We start from the raw sequence: 16,534 nt of genomic DNA, 5'->3' as shown, positions 1-16,534 counted from the left end.
CACCACTCGTAGTCTTCTGACCACTGAACGAGGTCGAGGACCAAACCCTCAACCTTTACTTTAGGGTACGGGATCAACCCGTCTCCGGACCACGAGGAAACAGGACGACACTGATGGTGGGGAACCCACAGAACTACTTGGCCGTGATCAAGGTCGTCGGCATCGGTGGTGGCGGCGTGAACGCCATCAACCGAATGATCGATGCCGGCCTGAAGGGGGTCGAGTTTGTCGCCGTGAATACCGACGCCCAGGCACTTCTTATGAGTGACGCTGACGTGAAGTTAGATATCGGGAGAAATCTCACCCGGGGTCTCGGCGCCGGGAGTGACCCAGAGATCGGACGCCAGGCTGCTGAGGAGCACCGGGCAGAGATCGAGGAAGCGCTAGAGGGCGCCGACATGGTCTTCATCACGGCGGGCGAGGGTGGAGGCACCGGAACCGGTGGAGCCCCCATCGTGGCCGAGGTGGCGAAGGCTGCCGGTGCCCTGACAATCGGTGTGGTGACACGGCCATTCGGTTTCGAGGGCCGTCGGCGCTCCGTACAGGCAGAGCAAGGCATCGTTCACCTCAAGGACAAGGTCGATACACAGATAGTCATCCCCAACGATCGGCTTCTCGACATCTCTGACGAGTCGACACCACTGCTGAACGCTTTCGACACTGCCGACGAGATCCTTCTCCAGGGCGTCCAGGGAATCACGACGCTGATCACCACTCCCGGCCTGATCAACACCGACTTCGCCGACGTGAAGATGGTCATGAAGGACGCCGGGTCAGCCCTGATGGGTGTGGGAGAAGCCACCGGCGATGGCAGGGCCCTGAACGCGGCCCGCAAGGCCATCTCAAGCGCACTACTGGAAGCTTCGATTGAGGGTGCTCGCGGGATTCTCCTGAACATCTCCGGTCCACGTGACCTCGGCCTGTTTGAGGTCAACGAGGCGGCCAGCGTGGTCCACGGCGTGGCCCACCCCGACGCCAACATCATCTTCGGGACTGTGGTTGACGACGAGATGGGCAGCACCGTACGGGTGACGGTGATCGCCGCTGGCTTCGACCGGTGGGATGGCGATCGCCCGTCCGCTGCACCGGTTAACCCGATCCCCGGTTCCGACGCCATCAGCGACGTGTTCGCCGATGGCGGCGACGACCTGGACGTACCGAGCTTTCTCAGGTAGGGGCCGATGGCCCGGGAACTGGTCCGACGGAGTCTCCCGTCGGGCCAAACGGCCCGGGTCGTCATGTCCGAGGCCGCCGACGGCGATCTGGCCGTCGGCGGCCCGGAGGATGTACTGACCTTCCGCCGTAAGGCGGTCGTGGCTGGCCCGTGGGCGTGGCTTCACCAGGTCCACGGAACCACAGTGGTCGACGTGTCCGAACCCGGTGCGGGTTCCGGTAGGTCGGCCGATGCCCTCGTAACGGCGACAACCGTTGCCCCTTTGTCCGTCCAGGTGGCGGACTGTGTACCGGTGGCCCTTATCTCGCCCACCGGGGTGGTGGCCATTGCACACGCGGGTTGGAGGGGCCTGGCCGACGGCGTCCTGGAACAGACCGCCGAGGCGGTCCGGGCCCGGGGAGGTAGGGCAGTGGAGGCCGTCGTAGGCCCACACATCGGTGCCTGCTGCTATGAGTTCGGGCAGGATGACCTCCAGAACCTTGTGGATCGGCTTGGACCATCTGTTCGGTCCCGGACGAGCGACGGTCAGCCGGCCGCCGATCTGGCGGCAGGAGTCCGGGCGGTGCTTGACGGCCTGTCGATCCCAGTGGCGATAGCCGACGGCACCTGTACGTCGTGCGATGACCGTTATTGGTCCTACCGGGGAACCGGGACCGCCTGTCGCCAGGCCATGGTGGTCGTTCTGGAGGAGGCACGGTGAGCGGTCCTTCGATCGACCCAACAGCGGTTGCCGACCGTATCCATGACCTCGAGGAACGGCTGGCCAACCTAAGCGGCGGACGGACCCGCCTCCTCCCGGTGACCAAGGCATTCGGACCGGAGGCTGTGGAAGCGGTGTTGGCCGCTGGACACAGCGCGGTGGGGGAGAATTACGCCCAGGAGATCCTGGCCAAGGACGACGCCCTGGCTGGCTGGGACGTGGCGTGGCACGTCATCGGTAGCGTCCAGCGCAATAAGGTTCGACGCCTGGCCGGACGGGTGGCGGTCTGGCAGACCGTGGATCGGCCGACCCTGGTGTCCGAGATCGCCCGACGAGCTCCGGGAGACCGGATCATGGTGCAGGTCGATCCGCTCGGCCTTCCCGGCAAGGGAGGCTGCCCGCCCGGCGCCGTGGAGGACCTGGTCGGGCAGGCCCTGGATGCAGGGCTTCAGGTCGACGGCCTGATGACGGTCGGCGCCCAGGGCGATACCGCGGCCACCGGTCGGGCCTTCCGGGTGGTGGCTGACCTGGCCGACGCACTGGGTCTCGTAGAGCGCTCGATGGGGATGACCGAAGACCTCGAACAGGCCGTGGCGAGCGGCTCGACTCTGGTTCGGGTCGGTCGGGCACTTTTCGGAGACCGTCCTCCTCGGGGTGGGCGCTGACTGGGGACCGCTGGTGTCCTCATCGGCTCGGATCGGGCCAGTACGCTCGGAGCCATCGCCGACAGTTGGTCGGTGGCGGCGCCGGACGATCGGGTGCAGATGAAAAAGCTCATGATGTGGCTGGGCCTCGGGCCCGACGAGGCATATGAGGATTACGGCGACGAACCGGTCCTCCGTGGACCGCTGTCGTCCACCGAGTTCGCCGAGGCTCGTGCAGCCGCCGAGACCAGCGGAACGGTCGGCCCCCTCTTGACCAAGGTTGCACCATCGAACACAGTTCGAGCCATCCCGGCCGAACCGACAGGAACAGTTCGGCCCCTGAAGGCGGCGGCCACGGCCAAGCCCGTCACCGTCTCGCCGTCGTCGTTTAACGACGTCCAGGAAATGGCCGACCGCTTCATCGCCAAGCAGCCAGTGATCGTAAACCTCCAGGGCGTAGATGCTGACCTGTCTCGGCGGATCATCGACTTCGCCAGCGGGGTCTGTTATGGCGGAGAGGGCCAGATGGAGAAGGTCACCCACCAGGTGTACTTGATGACACCGGTGGACGTGGAGGTGTCGGTGGAAGACCGCCGACACCTCGCCAACTGAGAGGGGCGGGCGGTGGCGACCCTGGTTTGCTCGCTTCTCCAGTTGTACATGCTGGTCCTAATTGTGCGGGTGGTGTTGAGTTGGTTCCCGATCTCACCGGATGGTTCATTGGCCACAGTGGCCGGTTTCCTCTACCTGGTGACCGATCCCGTCCTCGGGCCACTGCGCCGTGTGCTCCCGCCGCTCCGCATGGGCGCCATGGCCCTAGACCTCTCACCCATCGTGGCGTTCTTTGGAATCTCCATCCTGATGGGCGTTTTGTGTAGTTGACCGGGTCAGCTGACGGCTGGCGAGGTGCCCCAAGCAGCCGGGGGCACGGCGGTAGTCTGGAGTAATGGACGAGGACATCCTGCACGAACTCGACGACGTCCATATCGCTACGAAGATGCGGGGCTACGACCCCGTTGAGGTCGACGACCTACTGGATCGGGCGCGTCGCGAGATCGAAGACCTGCGGACCACGGCACGACGTGCCGGAGAGCGCGCGGAGTTGGCCGAGCGCCAGCTGGCCGAAGAATTGGACGCTGCCCGTACCGCCCGAGCCGAGGCGGAAGCGGGGATCGCCACGGCGGCGGCCGAAGCGGCGAGCCTGATGGCTGATGCCCGGGCCGAAGCAGCCGACCTTCGAACGGCGGCCGACGCTGAGATCCGAGCATCTATCCAGGACGGTCGGGCCCGGATGCTGGAGCAGATGACCGGGCTGGAAGCCGAGCGGGACCTAGTTCGAGAAGAGATCGACGTGACGGCGCAGTTGGTAGCTGCCCATCGGGACCGCCTCCTGCGGGCCGTGGACGATCTCCGGACGCTTGTAGAGGGAGTGGAGGATCGGCCAGCAGTCGTGATGGAGGCCCGGCCGGAACCGACTTCGGTGGAACCCGCTGTTGCATCGCCCCCTGCTCCTGTGGTGGAGGCTCGCCGGCCTGCTGAGGTGGTGACGCGGCTTCACCCCGTGGCCCCGTCGGTCGGAGGCGTTGGTGGTGACGGCGAAGACCTTGACGCCTTCTTTGCCGACGACGGTTCCTGATCCGGACTCGAAGCCGTACGGGACCGATCAGGCTTTCCTATCCGAGCCTCGGGATCCCACCGGATCCATGGGGAGGCCGGTACGCTCCTCCGCCCATCGGACCCGCGTCCGATCGTCGGTCATCGTCCCGGCGGCACTTAGGAGGAGGCGGTGATGGCCGCTAAGAGCACAGCGAAGAAGGCTCCGGCCAAAAAGGCTGCCGCCAAGGCTCCGGCCAAAAAGGCTGCCGCCAAGGCTCCAGCGAAGAAGGCTCCGGCCAAAAAGGCTGCCGCCAAGGCTCCGAAGACTCCGTTTGGCAAAAAATTTCTGGACGAGCAGAAGAAGGCCCTCCTCGCAGAACGCGCCCGCTACGTGCAGAGCGCCGACATCCTCCAGGCTGAGGCGGACTCGCTGCTGGAGGACCGCGATCCTGGAGACGTCCAGTTCGACGACGAGTCGGGCGAAGGAGACACCCTTGCCGTGGAGCGTGACCTCGACCTGGCCCTGAGTGCCCAGGCACGGGCCGCCGTGGAAGAGATCGATGAAGCGCTGGACCGGATCCGTCGCAGGGTCTACGGGGTTTGCGTGAAGTCCGGCAAGAACATCCCGAAGGAGCGACTCAAGGCCATACCGTGGGCCGCTGAGCGGGTCGAGTTCAAGGCCGGAGGGCTGGGTCGGCGGTGACCGGTGGCACCGGCCGTCGGAGCCGGTGGATGGTGCCGGCCCTCGCCGGGGCCGCGGTTCTGATCCTGGATCAACTAACCAAGTGGTGGGCGTCTGACGTCCTGGCTGACCGAACCATCGATCTCGTCTGGACGCTACGACTCCACCTGGTCTTCAACACCGGTGCGGCGTTCAGCTTGGGTGAAGGCCGGGGTGCCCTGTTCGCCGTCCTGATCCTGCTCGTCATCGCCCTCCTGGTTCGTCAAGGTGCCAGTACGGCCGATCCGGTGGCGCGGATTGCCGTCGGGGCCATCATTGGAGGGGCCATCGGCAACCTGGCGGACCGGGTGTTCCGGGAGGGCGGGGGATTCTTCGGTGGTGCCGTGGTCGACTTCATAGACCTCCAATGGTGGCCGGTTTTCAACGTGGCAGATTCGGTGATCGTGGTGGGAGGGATCCTGGTCGTCTGGCGGGGTTGGCGCCGATGAGCGGGAACACTGGCCTTCGGGAGACCATCCCGGCGGCCCTGGACGGTGAGCGGTTGGACCGTGTAGTGGCTCTGCTCGGTGACGTCAGCCGAAGCCGTGCTAATGCCGCGCTGGAGGCGGAACGGGTCACCCTGGATGGGGAGGTGGTGACCCTCCGGTCCCACCGTGTCCGGGAAGGCGAGGAGTTGACAGTGACCGGGTTCGAGCGCGACGACGTGGGCGCTCCAGCCGCTGATGCAGCGGTGCCGGTGGTGGTCCTCTACGTCGACGAGGACGTCCTGGTGGTGGACAAACCGGCCGGTCTGGTGGTCCATCCTGGTGCAGGGAACCGCACCGGGACACTGGTGAACGGTCTGTTGGCCTCCTACCCGGAAATCGCAGGTGTTGGTTCGACGGCTCGCCCGGGCATCGTGCACCGGCTTGACCAGGGAACCTCGGGAGCGCTGGTCGTGGCCCGCTCCCAGGCGGGGTACGACTCCCTGGTCGCGCAGTTGGCTACTCGTTCGGTCGGACGACGGTACGAGGCACTGGCCTGGGGACGGCTTGAGACGGCCAACGGCGTGGTGGATGCACCTATCGGCCGTTCGACCCGAGACCGCACTCGGATGGCGGTGGTTGGATCGGGGCGCCCGGCTCGGACCGGATACGAGGTGGTGGCCACGTGGGACGACCCCGTGGTGTCCCACGTGGCCTGCCAGCTAGAGACGGGGCGCACCCACCAGATCCGGGTTCACATGTCGGCCATCGGCCATCCCCTCGTTGGGGACGGCGCCTATGGTGGCCATCGCGCTGGCTTGGAGTTGGGCCGACCGTTCCTTCATGCCGCCCACCTGTCATTCGACCATCCGGTTACCGGAGCCCGACTCTCCTTCGAGGCTGCCCTCCCGGAAGACCTCCAGAACCTGTTGGCGAGCCTGGGCCCCCCGACTGATGGGGGCCCGTCGAATCCCTTGCCGGCCTAGGCGTCGGGCCAGGGTGCCTCGCCGCGCGCCATGCCGGCGATGTCCTCGAGGGTGAACGAGTCGAGGTAGTTCCGCATGTGGCTCCCGGCGCTGGCCCAGATCGAGAGGAGTACGCACTGGCCTTCGTGATTGCAGGCCCCGTCGGTGTGCGGGTCGCTGAAGTCGCCGGCCACAATTGGGCCGTCGACTGCCGAGACAATCTGAGACAGCAGGATTGTCGACGGGTCCCGGGCCAGCACGTAGCCGCCACCGACCCCACGCTTCGAACGGACCAGGCCAGCGCCCTTCAGGGCCAAGAGGATCTGCTCGAGGTAGGGCTGAGGAAGGCCCGTCTGGTCTGCGATCTCGCGCACCGACCGAGGGTTCTGGCCGTCGCCGTGGAGGGCGAGGGACAAAAGGGCGCGGCTGGCGTAGTCGCCCCGCGTCGAGACCTTCACGTCGGTCGATCCTAGACGTGGACCGACCGAGGGGCCGATGTCGCTCCCACCCGGGCGTCGACGGTGCCCGACCACCGCTACGGTCGGGAAACCATGGACCACTCTGTCGGGGAAGCCACCACCCCGGTCGTTCCGGCCTACCACGACGCCTGCGTGACCGCCCTCGTGCCGGCCCTCCTGGAGGGTTCCGCGGCACCGACCTGGCTGCCAGCGAAGGTCCTGCAGGCCCGCCAAATCCTGCTCCTCGTGCTGGACGGGCTGGGCTGGCTCCAACTCCGGGATCGGACCGAGGTCGCCCCGACCCTGACCGATATGGCGGGAGGTCCGATTACCACCGTGGCTCCCAGCACCACGGCGGCGGCCCTGACATCCATCTCCACCGGCCTACCTCCGGGCGAGCACGGTGTGGTCGGGTACCGGATTGCCGTCGGTGGGTCTAGCGGGCCACCTCACGGGGAGATCCTCAACGCCTTGCGCTGGTCAACGGGAAACGGTGACGCCCGTCGCCGCCACGACCCCCGACTCTTCCAGCCGTGCGAGATGTTCGGATCCCAACGACCTCCGGTGGTGACTAGAGCCCAGTTCGCCGACTCCGGATTCACCGCGGCCCACCTGTCCGACACCCGCCTCTTCGGCTACGCCGATCGGGTGGGCCTGGTGGACCAGGTGCTAGGCGCTTTCGCACGAGAGGAACCGTTCGTCTACGCCTACTGGGACGACATCGACCGGACGGCCCACGAGTTCGGGCTGGCCGAGCGTTACAACGACGAGCTGGCGGCCTGTGACGCCATGGTGGCCGAACTCCTCCACCGGCTGCCGGCCGGGACGGCGGTTGTGGTTACGGCCGACCACGGCCAGGTGCATGTGGGAGAACGCTTGATCCACCTACCGGCAGAGGTCACCGGCCTGGTCGACGGCCAAAGCGGTGAGGCCCGCTTCCGGTGGCTCCACTCCCGACCGGGGGCTGCCTCGGACCTGCTGGCCGCCGCCCACCAGGCGTTCGACCACGTGGGTTGGGTCCGATCGGTGGACGAGGTGGTGTCGGCCGGGTGGCTAGGCGACCGAGTGACGTCGACGGCCCGGGGCCGGCTGGGTGACGTGGCCGTGGTGGCCAGGGACCCGGTGGCCTTCGTGGACCCAGCCGAGGTCAGCTCCATCGAGCTCATCGGCCGGCACGGATCGCTGACCGCCGCCGAGATGCTGGTGCCTGCCGTCTTTGCCCTGACGTGAGCCGCTGGGAGGTGCGCGAGGGGACCAACAGTTGACCGTCGCGGGGCATAGAGTCCGGACCGATGACGGCACAATCTGCGAGCCCCTCGGAGCCGGTCGAGCCGGAGGTGGTGGACGCCTCTGCGGATCCCCCCGAGACGGTCGACGATGACCTAATCGACGAGTCGATCGAGCACCCGGCCAAAGTCATGCGGGTGGGGACGATGATGCGCCAACTCCTGGACGAGGTCCGCTTGGCCACCCTGGACGAGCCCAGCCGGGATCGGCTCCGGGAGATCTACGAGACATCGGTAGCCGAGTTGGGCGCCGCGCTTTCGGTCGACCTCCGCGAAGAGCTAGGCCGGTTGGCCCTCCCGTTCGCCGACGACGTGGCGCCCACTTCTGACGAATTACGGATCGCCCAAGCACAGTTGGTCGGGTGGCTAGAGGGCCTTATCCAGGGGATCCAGGCCACCCTGTTCGCCCAGCAGATGGCCGCCCAGCAGCAGTTGGCCGGGATGCGACCCCCCGCGCTGCCGTCCGGAGAACCGGGCGACGGGCCGGAGATTCGGCCCGGCACTTACCTGTGAGGGGCGCTACCCGATGACCGCCGGTTTTGCCCACCTCCACGTCCATACCGAGTTCTCGATGTTGGACGGGGCAGCCCGGATCGGCGAGTTGGTGGACGCTGCGGCGGCTGACGGCCAGACGGCGCTCGGGATCACTGACCACGGGAACATGTACGGGATCCTGGACTTCTACCGGGCCTGTCGCGACCGGGGGGTCAAGCCGATTCTGGGCACCGAGGCATACATGGCCCATGACACCCGCTTCGAGCGTCCGTCGAGAAGAGGCCGAGTCGACGACTCGGGTGGTGAGACGGATGGCGGCCGCAAGTTGATGTACCACCTCACCTTGCTGGCGGAGAACGACGTGGGCTACCGGAACCTGATCCAGGTGGCCAGCCGGGCCTTCATGGAGGGGTACTACTACAAGCCCCGAGTCGACTGGGACGTACTGGCCGAGCACAGCGAGGGCCTGATCGCCACCACGGGTTGCCTGGGCGGCCATGTCCTCCAGGCCCTGCTCAGGGACGACTTCGACGACGCCCGGACCAAGGCGGCCCGACTACAAGAGATCTTCGGGAAGGACAACCTCTTCATCGAGCTCCAGGACCAGGGAATCCCGGAGCAGCATCGGACCAACCCCCAGTTGGAGAGAATCGCCAGAGAACTCGGAGCACCGCTGCTGGCTACCAATGACAGCCACTACACGCGGCGGGAGGACGCCCGGGCCCACGACGCCCTCCTCTGTGTCCAGACGGGCTCCCAGATGAGCGACCCCAACCGTTTCCGGTTCTCCGGCGAAGAGCACTACCTGAAGTCCACTCACGAAATGCGCGAGCTGTTCCGGGATCTGCCCGACGCGTGCGACAACACACTGTGGATCGCTGAGCGGTGCGGGGTGGAAATCGAGTTTGGCAATCCCCGGTTGCCCGACTTCCCGATTCCCGAGGGCTTCGAGGACGCTGACTCCTACCTTGAGCACCTGGCCTTCGAGGGGGCGAGAACGCGGTGGGGTAATCAGCTCGATGACCGGGTTGTGGAGCGCCTGGCCTACGAGCTGGCCACCATCCGCGACATGGGCTTCTCGTCGTACTTCCTCATTACCTGGGATCTCATCCGGCACGCCCGAGACCAGGGGATTCGCGTCGGCCCAGGCCGGGGCAGCGCTGCCGGGTGCGCGGTGGCCTACTCCCTCCGGATCACTGACTTGGATCCCATTCGGTACGACCTGTTGTTCGAGCGCTTCCTGAACCCCAGCCGAATCTCCATGCCCGATATCGACATGGACTTCGACTCTCGGTTCCGTGACGAGATGATCCGGTACGCGGCCGAAAAATACGGCCGGGATCACGTGGCCCAGATCGTGACCTTCTCGCAGATCAAGGCTCGAGCCGCTGTCCGAGATGCGGCCCGGGTGCTCGGCTACCCGTACGCCTTAGGCGACCGTGTCGCCAAGGCCATGCCACCGCTCATCATGGGACGCGACACCCCACTGGCCGCCTGCTTGGACGAAGACGAGCAGTACCCCGACGGCTTCAAGGTGGCTGCCGACCTGCGGGACATGTACAGCAATGACGACGACGTACGGGCCGTGGTGGACGTGGCCCGGGGTCTTGAGGGTCTCCGTCGCCAGGATGGGATCCACGCGGCGGCCGTGGTCATCACCCGGGAGCCGCTCACCGAGTATCTCCCCATTCAGCGTAAGCCGGAGTCTGGACAAGATCCTGAGGACGCCCCGGTCGTCACCCAGTACGACATGAACGGGGTTGCGGACCTCGGCCTACTGAAGATGGACTTTCTCGGTCTACGGAACCTGGACGTCATCACCGACACGCTCCAACTCATCGAACGGACCCGTGGCGAGATGGTGGACATCGATGCGGTGGACTTGGTGGACGAGCCGACACTGGCCATGCTGGCCCGGGGTGACTCCATCGGGGTGTTCCAACTCGAGTCGGGCCCTATGCGGGCCCTGATGCGCTCCCTGGCTCCGAGCTCATTCGAGGACGTAGCCGCCCTGGTCGCCCTGTACCGGCCCGGCCCGATGGCGGCCAATATGCACAACGACTACGCCGACCGCAAGAACGGGCGACAGCAGGTAGTCCACCTCCACCCAGATGCCGAGGAGATCCTGGGAGACACCTACGGCCTCATGATCTACCAGGAGTCGGTAATGCGAGTGGCCCAAAAGTTCGCCGGTTACTCCCTGGCTGAGGCAGACAACCTTCGGAAGGCCTGCGGCAAGAAGGACCGGGAACTCATGCAGCATGAGCGAGCCGCCTTTGTGGGGGGCTGCGAGGCCACCGGCTACGGGTCGGCACTCGGCGACGAGATGTTCGACATCATCGAGCAATTCGCCGACTATGCATTCAATAAGAGCCACTCCTACGGATACGGCTTCATCGCCTATCAGATCGCCTACCTAAAGGCCCACTATCCGGTGGAGTATCTGGCCGCCTTATTGACCAGCGTGAGGTCCAACCTGGATAAGGCTGCCGTCTACCTCAACGAATGCCGGGTGTTGGATATCGAAGTAGGCGTACCTGACATAAATGTGGCCCGCTCGAACTTCGAGCCGGTTCCAGACCTGGCCGCCGAGCCGAACGCATCGCCCGGGAGGATCGTCTTCGGGCTTTCCGCAGTACGAAACGTAGGCGAGGGCCTGGTGGAACTAATCGAAGCCGAACGGGCGGCCAACGGTCCGTTCGCCGACTTCTACGACTTTGCCGAACGGTGCAACACAACTGTGCTCAACAAGAGGACCATCGAGTCCCTGATTAAAGCAGGGGCCTTCGACGCCCTTGGCCACCCGCGCCAGGGCCTGTTACACGCCCACGAGCAGATCATCGACCACACGGTGGCGCGTCGAAAGGAACACGACATGGGGGTCATGTCGCTGTTCGGGGAGAGCTCTGAGGGCCCGTCGTTCGACGAGCGGGCCGAGGTGGCCGACGTCGAGTTCGACAAGGCCACCCGTCTGGCCTTCGAAAAGGAGATGCTCGGCCTCTACGTGTCCGACCACCCGCTATTGGGTTACGAGTCGGCCCTCCGACGTCGAGCCGACTCCACTATCGGCGAGTTGGAGGACGCGGACGACGGCGTCTTCAGGGTGGTAGGTGGGGTGGTAACCAACCTGGCCAAAAAGTGGACCCGTCGGGGCGACCTGATGGCCACCTTCGACCTGGAGGACTTAGGCGGGACCATAGAGGTCATGGTTTTCCCGAAGACGATGGCCGACCACGGCCACAAGTTGGCCGACGACGCCATCGTGCTAGTCAGGGGTCGAATCGACCGACGAGAGGACCTCCCGAAGGTGATCTGCCAGGACGTGGAGGTCCTCGAGACCACACAACTGGACCAGTCCCGTCCGGTCCGGGTCCAGCTGCCGATGAACCGGGTCTACGAGGAAACCATCGAGGAACTCAAGGAACTTTTAGCCACCCATCCTGGAGATTCCGAGGTATACCTCCACCTGGGTGACCGTCAGGTACTCCGACTGCCCGACGACTTCTCGGTCGACCCGGCCAGCGGTCTAGTGGCCGAAATCCGGATCCTCCTGGGTGCTGACGCCGTTCTGGCCGGCTGAGCTGGAACCAGAGAGCAGCCACGGGTTGGGAACACCCCGGTCGTCCGGCAGGATGGAGGGGGACCAGCAGGCGGAATCGGAGGCATCGGGGCTGATGGCGATCGAGGTCGAGACCAAGGACTGCACGATGCTCGGCGATGCCGAGATCGAAGAGATGGCCGACCTCTGTGCCGAGGGGCCTAACCCGTTCGGCATCGGCCTGATCTCTAAGCAGACCGAAGAGTGGGTGCTCATCACCACCGCTAGGGCGGGCGGGCGTCTCAAGGGATTCTCGTTCAGCACGCTGGAGCGCATCGGAGGGACCCCGGCCGTGATCGTTGGCATGGCGTCCATCCACCGCACCTCCAAGCGAGACACCGTGCTTCGGGCCCTTGTGGCCGAGCAGCTCCGACGAGCTGTCCTGGCCTTCCCCGACGAGGACGTGGTAATCGGATCCCGCTTCAATGAGCCATCGGGATTCGAGGCCCTTCGGGCCTTGACCGAGATCGTGCCCCGTCCCGGCCACAGGGCCTCGGGCGAGGAGAGGGCGTGGGGCCGACGATTCGTCAAGCGATTTGGCCTGTCGACCCTGTCCTACGACGAGCGACGGTTCGTGTCGCCAGGCAAAGGTACCCAGGCCTGCGTCTTCGACCACACCAGCCTGAAACCCGAGAAGCTGGACGCCGATGTGGCGGCCTACTTCGACAGCCTTGACGTGGCCAAGGGCGACGTCCTGGTGGCTTTCGGTTGGGCCCTGGCCGAGGACCTCGAGAAGCACCTCTGAGCTCCGGGGCGCCGGAACCGATCCGGGTGGCGCCGTCGATGACCGTTTCTGACGCCCTCCGGGACCGACGCTCCTGTCGATCCTTTGCAATGACACCCCTGGCCGCCGGGACCCTCGACGACTTGGTGGACCGGGCTCGCCGAACCCCGACGGCCGGGAACTGCCAGGGTGTGGAGTTCTTGACCCTGGAGGGGGCGGACGTATCTGCGTACTGGGACACCACACTTCCGCCCGACCGACGAGCAGTCTTCCCGTGGCCAGGTCTGGTAAACGCCCCGGCCCTGGTGCTCGCGTTCGGCCTGCCGGCCCGTTATCTGAACCGCTACGCCGAACCCGACAAAGAGAGCTCCAGTCTGAGCGGGTCAGCCTCCGACTGGCCGGTGCCGTACTGGCTGACCGACGCCGCCTTCGCGGCCATGGCCCTCCAGCTGCTGGCCGTCGAGGCCGGCCTAGGGTGCTGCTTCTTTGGCCTCTTCGAGCACGAGGAGGCGGTCCGGGAACGGTTCGGAGTGCCCGACGACGCCCAGGCGATCGGCACGGTGGCTCTAGGACATCCGGCGCTAATAGACGGCCGGGCCAGTGCCTCGACGTCCCGGGCTCGGCGACCTCTGGACGAGGTACTTCATCGCGGAACTTGGTGACTAGTTAGTCCCGGATGGGAGCCGGTCCGACGGTGCCAGTACTGTCCGACGCAGTGGGGCATCGAGTACCTCCCGGAGGACCGACATGACCGAAGAGGCTGACGGTACCGCTGAGGTCCCGGAGTATCTGCCCATCGTTGACTACCTGCGGATTGGCGATGACCCACACCTAGTGGCCAACGAGTGCACCAACTGCGGAGCGCGCTACTTCGACCGGCGAAACGCGTGTGCGAAGTGCGGCAGGGCGGCATTCGCCGACGTCCGCGTGGCCGGCGAGGCCACGCTGCGGGCCTTTAGCATCGTGCACCGGGCTGCTCCGGGGATCCCGGTTCCCTACGTTTCGGCCATCGTGCAGACCGATGACGGGACGTCGGTGCGGGCCAACGTGGTGGGGCTCGACGACCCCCTGAAGGCCGAGTTAGGGATGCGCCTACGGTTCACCACCTACGGGTGCGGAACGGATGACAACGGGACCGAGTGCGTAGCCTTTGGCTACGTAGCGGTCTGAGAAACGGAACAGGAGGGAGTACTCGATGGCGGACGCAGTCTGGGTCCTCGGGACGAGCATGACGAGGTTCGGGCGCTATCCCGAGTTGGACGCGGTGGACCTCGCCGCCCGGGCATGCCTAGATGCCCTGGACGATGGAGGCGTGTCGATCCACGACATGGACGTGATGGGGGCCGGCACCCTGTTCCAAGCCCAGTCGGGCATGGGCCAACGGGTCCAGAAGCAGATCGGACAGACCGGCATCCCGGTGTTCAATGTCACCAATGCGTGTGCCACCGGGGCCACCGCCCTGCGTACCGTCTACCTAGCCATCAGGGCCGGGGAGGCCCAGATGGGCCTGGCTTTCGGCGTCGAGCAGATGGGCAAGATGGGGCTACTACGAGGCGGCGCCAAGGACGACGCCAACGTCTACGAGCCGTCAGGCCGGTACGGAGCGGTGACCGGCGTCGACGGGATCCTGGGCACTGAGACGATGCCGGGCGTGTTCGCCCAGGCAGGCATGGAGTACGCCTACGAGAACGAAGGGGTGGGCTTCGAGCAGTTCGCCCGGGTGGCCTACAAGAACCACCTGCACTCCACTCTGAACCCGCTGGCCCAGTACCGCAAGGAGTTCTCCATGGAGGAGATCATGGGCTCCCCGGTGCAGAGTTATCCAAATACTTTGCTGATGTGCTGCCCGACCGGCGACGGAGCGGCGGCGGCCGTACTGGTGTCTGAGGAGCGCCTCAGGTCTCTGCCCGACGAGGTCCAGAAGCGGGCGGTGAAGATCTCAGCTTCGGTCCTTACCTCTGACCCGTGGGTGGAGAGCGGCCAGGTGCAGCCCGACGTGAACACCCTGACCCGGAACGCTGCTACTCAGGCCTATGAGGCGGCGGGGGTGGGTCCCGAAGACCTCGACCTGGTGGAGTTGCACGACTGCTTCGCGACCGCCGAGCTCATTCACTACGACAACCTCGGCCTTTGCGAGCGGGGCGGAGCCGGTGAGTTCATCGACTCTGGAGGTCCGTTCCGCGACGGGCGGACCCCGGTCAACGTGTCTGGTGGACTGATCTCCAAAGGGCATCCGATTGGGGCGACCGGTGTGGCCAACGTCTACGAGGTAACCACCCACCTGCGAGGCGAGGCCGGAGACCGTCAGGTCGAGGGCGCCAGGATTGGCCTCACCCACGTGATCGGCCTTGGTTCGGCCTGCGGTATCCACATCCTGGAGAAGGCCGCCTAGCCATCGTCGCGGACGGTGGTTGCTTTCGACAATTCCCGGGACCGAGATCAACTCAGGCCAACTCGGCCCGGAGGTCGTCGGGCGAATCGACCGGGGCCCGACAGGCGAACTCGCGACATACCCAGGCTCGGTCGCCGTCGCGTCCTTCCCAGAGTGGCCCGCCGAAAGGCTCGCCCCAGGCTAGGACCGTGTTCGGCCGCCAGGTTCCGGCCACCGCGGCGACAAGGTCGGGGCGATCTCCGGTCACCACCACCTCGGTGATACCGGTGTGGTGGAGGTCGACGGCTCCCAACAAGTGTCCGAAGGCAGTGGGGTGTCCGGTGACCGAATCGCCCAACAGCCGTAGTACCCCCGCGGCAACCTCGACGTAGCGGGAGTCTCCGACCAGCGCTCCGAGGCGCAGCAGGGCCACCGCGGCCAGGCTGTTGGCTGACGGCTGGGCGTTGTCCAGCAAGTCCTTGGGCCGGCGAACCAGGGCTTCAGCGTCATCTCCGGTACCGTGGAATCCGCCGTTCTCCCTGTCCAGGAAACGGTCCAGGAGGACGTCGGCCGTTGACACGGCCAACTCGGTCCATCGGGCCTCACCGGAAGCCTCACCGAGCCGGGTCAGGCCGTCCACCATGGCTGCGTGGTCTGCCGCGTAGCCCAGAGTGTGGGCTCCGGCGTCAGCCTGCCAGGAGCGCAGCCACCGGCCGTCCGGCCGCCTGAGAGTCCGACAGAGGAAGTCGGCGTTCGCCGTGGCCGCTTCCAGCCAGTCCTCCCGCCCCACAGTCAGGGCGGCCTCGGCCAGAGTCGCCAGCATCAGGCCGTTCCACTCGGTCAGGACCTTGTCATCCAGCCCCGGTCGAACCCGGGTCTCCCGATGAGCGAAGAGGGCTACTCGGGCCCGTTCAACCGCATCAGGGCGCTCCAGGTCGCCTCGCACCGGCCGGTGGAGAATGTTGCTCCCCTCAAAGTTGCCGGCCTCGCTTACCCCGTACCACTCGATGGCCTCATCGGCGTCCTCCCCACACACCGAACGGACTTCATCCAGCGACCACAGGTAGAACGTGCCCTCGGCCCCCTCCGAGTCGGCGTCCTCGGCTGAGAAGAAACCGCCGTCCGGGTGACGGAGGTCCCGCAGTACGTAGTCGATTCCGGCGGTGGCTACCTGAAGCCAGCGGCGGTGGCCGAGCACCCGCCACCCGTGCAGGTAGGCGCGGGCCAGGAGGGCGTTGTCGTAGAGCATCTTCTCGAAATGGGGGACCAGCCAGTAGGGGTCAACCGAGTAGCGGGCGAACCCGCCGCCCAAGTGGTCGTGCATGCCGCCGGCGGCCATGGCGTCCAGGGTGGTCGTGAGGACTCGGATTGGCTCAG

At 66.0% G+C, this 16,534-nt stretch carries 17 protein-coding genes and 1 pseudogene; 16 read left to right on the top strand and 2 right to left on the bottom strand.

Features of this window, described 5'->3' with window-relative positions:
- The first annotated feature begins 113 nt into the window (after window positions 1-113).
- The 9 genes from ftsZ to MK181_06685 all read left to right on the top strand — a co-directional run bounded on the left by ftsZ (window position 114) and on the right by MK181_06685 (window position 6,246).
- Window positions 114-1,175, top strand: coding sequence for a cell division protein FtsZ (gene ftsZ, locus MK181_06725; protein ID MCH2419493.1), 1,062 nt, complete (start codon window positions 114-116; stop codon window positions 1,173-1,175).
- A 6-nt stretch (window positions 1,176-1,181) separates the two neighbouring features.
- Entirely contained in the window at window positions 1,182-1,874 is a 693-nt protein-coding gene (locus tag MK181_06720; GenBank protein MCH2419492.1) for a polyphenol oxidase family protein, read from the top strand.
- Window positions 1,871-2,539 carry an alanine racemase gene (locus MK181_06715; protein MCH2419491.1) on the top strand — a complete coding sequence of 223 codons (669 nt, stop codon included), beginning with the start codon at window positions 1,871-1,873 and terminating at the stop codon, window positions 2,537-2,539. The genes MK181_06720 and MK181_06715 overlap by 4 nt, the downstream gene beginning before the upstream one ends.
- A gap of 72 nt (window positions 2,540-2,611) precedes the next feature.
- On the top strand, window positions 2,612-3,130 hold the full coding sequence (locus MK181_06710; protein ID MCH2419490.1) for a cell division protein SepF: 519 nt from the start codon (window positions 2,612-2,614) through the stop codon (window positions 3,128-3,130).
- A gap of 12 nt (window positions 3,131-3,142) precedes the next feature.
- Window positions 3,143-3,400 (top strand): YggT family protein, encoded by a 258-nt coding sequence (locus tag MK181_06705; GenBank protein ID MCH2419489.1) that lies wholly within the window; start codon window positions 3,143-3,145, stop codon window positions 3,398-3,400.
- Window positions 3,401-3,464: 64 nt separating this feature from the next.
- Window positions 3,465-4,154 carry a DivIVA domain-containing protein gene (locus MK181_06700; GenBank protein MCH2419488.1) on the top strand — a complete coding sequence of 230 codons (690 nt, stop codon included), beginning with the start codon at window positions 3,465-3,467 and terminating at the stop codon, window positions 4,152-4,154.
- A 153-nt stretch (window positions 4,155-4,307) separates the two neighbouring features.
- Window positions 4,308-4,817 (top strand): hypothetical protein, encoded by a 510-nt coding sequence (locus MK181_06695; GenBank protein ID MCH2419487.1) that lies wholly within the window; start codon window positions 4,308-4,310, stop codon window positions 4,815-4,817.
- Window positions 4,818-4,846: 29 nt separating this feature from the next.
- Window positions 4,847-5,284 carry a signal peptidase II gene (lspA, locus tag MK181_06690; GenBank protein ID MCH2419486.1) on the top strand — a complete coding sequence of 146 codons (438 nt, stop codon included), beginning with the start codon at window positions 4,847-4,849 and terminating at the stop codon, window positions 5,282-5,284.
- Window positions 5,281-6,246, top strand: coding sequence for an RluA family pseudouridine synthase (locus MK181_06685; protein ID MCH2419485.1), 966 nt, complete (start codon window positions 5,281-5,283; stop codon window positions 6,244-6,246). Before lspA ends, MK181_06685 begins: the two co-directional genes overlap by 4 nt.
- Here MK181_06685 and MK181_06680 read toward each other — a convergent pair.
- Entirely contained in the window at window positions 6,243-6,683 is a 441-nt protein-coding gene (locus MK181_06680) for an Rrf2 family transcriptional regulator (GenBank protein MCH2419484.1), read from the bottom strand. The two genes, MK181_06685 and MK181_06680, sit on opposite strands and share 4 nt — an antisense overlap.
- Before the next feature lie 93 nt (window positions 6,684-6,776).
- Here MK181_06680 and MK181_06675 point away from each other — a divergent pair, with 93 nt between their 5' ends.
- The 7 genes and pseudogenes from MK181_06675 (at window position 6,777) to MK181_06645 (ending at window position 15,178) form a co-directional block, all read left to right on the top strand.
- The gene (locus MK181_06675; protein MCH2419483.1) at window positions 6,777-7,913 is read left to right on the top strand and encodes an alkaline phosphatase family protein; all 1,137 of its coding nucleotides are present in this window, start codon (window positions 6,777-6,779) and stop codon (window positions 7,911-7,913) included.
- A 143-nt stretch (window positions 7,914-8,056) separates the two neighbouring features.
- Window positions 8,057-8,482: pseudogene (locus MK181_06670) on the top strand (bacterial proteasome activator family protein).
- 13 nt (window positions 8,483-8,495) lie between these two features.
- On the top strand, window positions 8,496-12,044 hold the full coding sequence (gene dnaE / locus MK181_06665) for a DNA polymerase III subunit alpha (protein ID MCH2419482.1): 3,549 nt from the start codon (window positions 8,496-8,498) through the stop codon (window positions 12,042-12,044).
- A gap of 94 nt (window positions 12,045-12,138) precedes the next feature.
- On the top strand, window positions 12,139-12,807 hold the full coding sequence (locus tag MK181_06660) for a hypothetical protein (GenBank protein ID MCH2419481.1): 669 nt from the start codon (window positions 12,139-12,141) through the stop codon (window positions 12,805-12,807).
- 38 nt (window positions 12,808-12,845) lie between these two features.
- Window positions 12,846-13,448 (top strand): nitroreductase family protein, encoded by a 603-nt coding sequence (locus MK181_06655; protein MCH2419480.1) that lies wholly within the window; start codon window positions 12,846-12,848, stop codon window positions 13,446-13,448.
- Between the two features lie 85 nt (window positions 13,449-13,533).
- Window positions 13,534-13,956, top strand: a complete 423-nt coding sequence (locus tag MK181_06650; GenBank protein MCH2419479.1) for an OB-fold domain-containing protein — start codon at window positions 13,534-13,536, stop codon at window positions 13,954-13,956.
- Between the two features lie 25 nt (window positions 13,957-13,981).
- Complete coding sequence (locus MK181_06645) at window positions 13,982-15,178, top strand: thiolase family protein (protein ID MCH2419478.1); 1,197 nt, start codon at window positions 13,982-13,984, stop codon at window positions 15,176-15,178.
- A gap of 52 nt (window positions 15,179-15,230) precedes the next feature.
- Here the strand turns inward: MK181_06645 and MK181_06640 are convergent.
- Window positions 15,231-16,534: hypothetical protein (locus MK181_06640; protein MCH2419477.1), on the bottom strand; the 1,304-nt coding region annotated here is incomplete at its 5' end.

It is taken from the genome of Acidimicrobiales bacterium (genome assembly GCA_022452035.1).
Lineage (GTDB): Bacteria > Actinomycetota > Acidimicrobiia > Acidimicrobiales > MedAcidi-G1 > UBA9410.
Note: the sequence above shows the minus strand (reverse complement) of the source record. Positions and strands in the feature narration are given on the sequence as shown.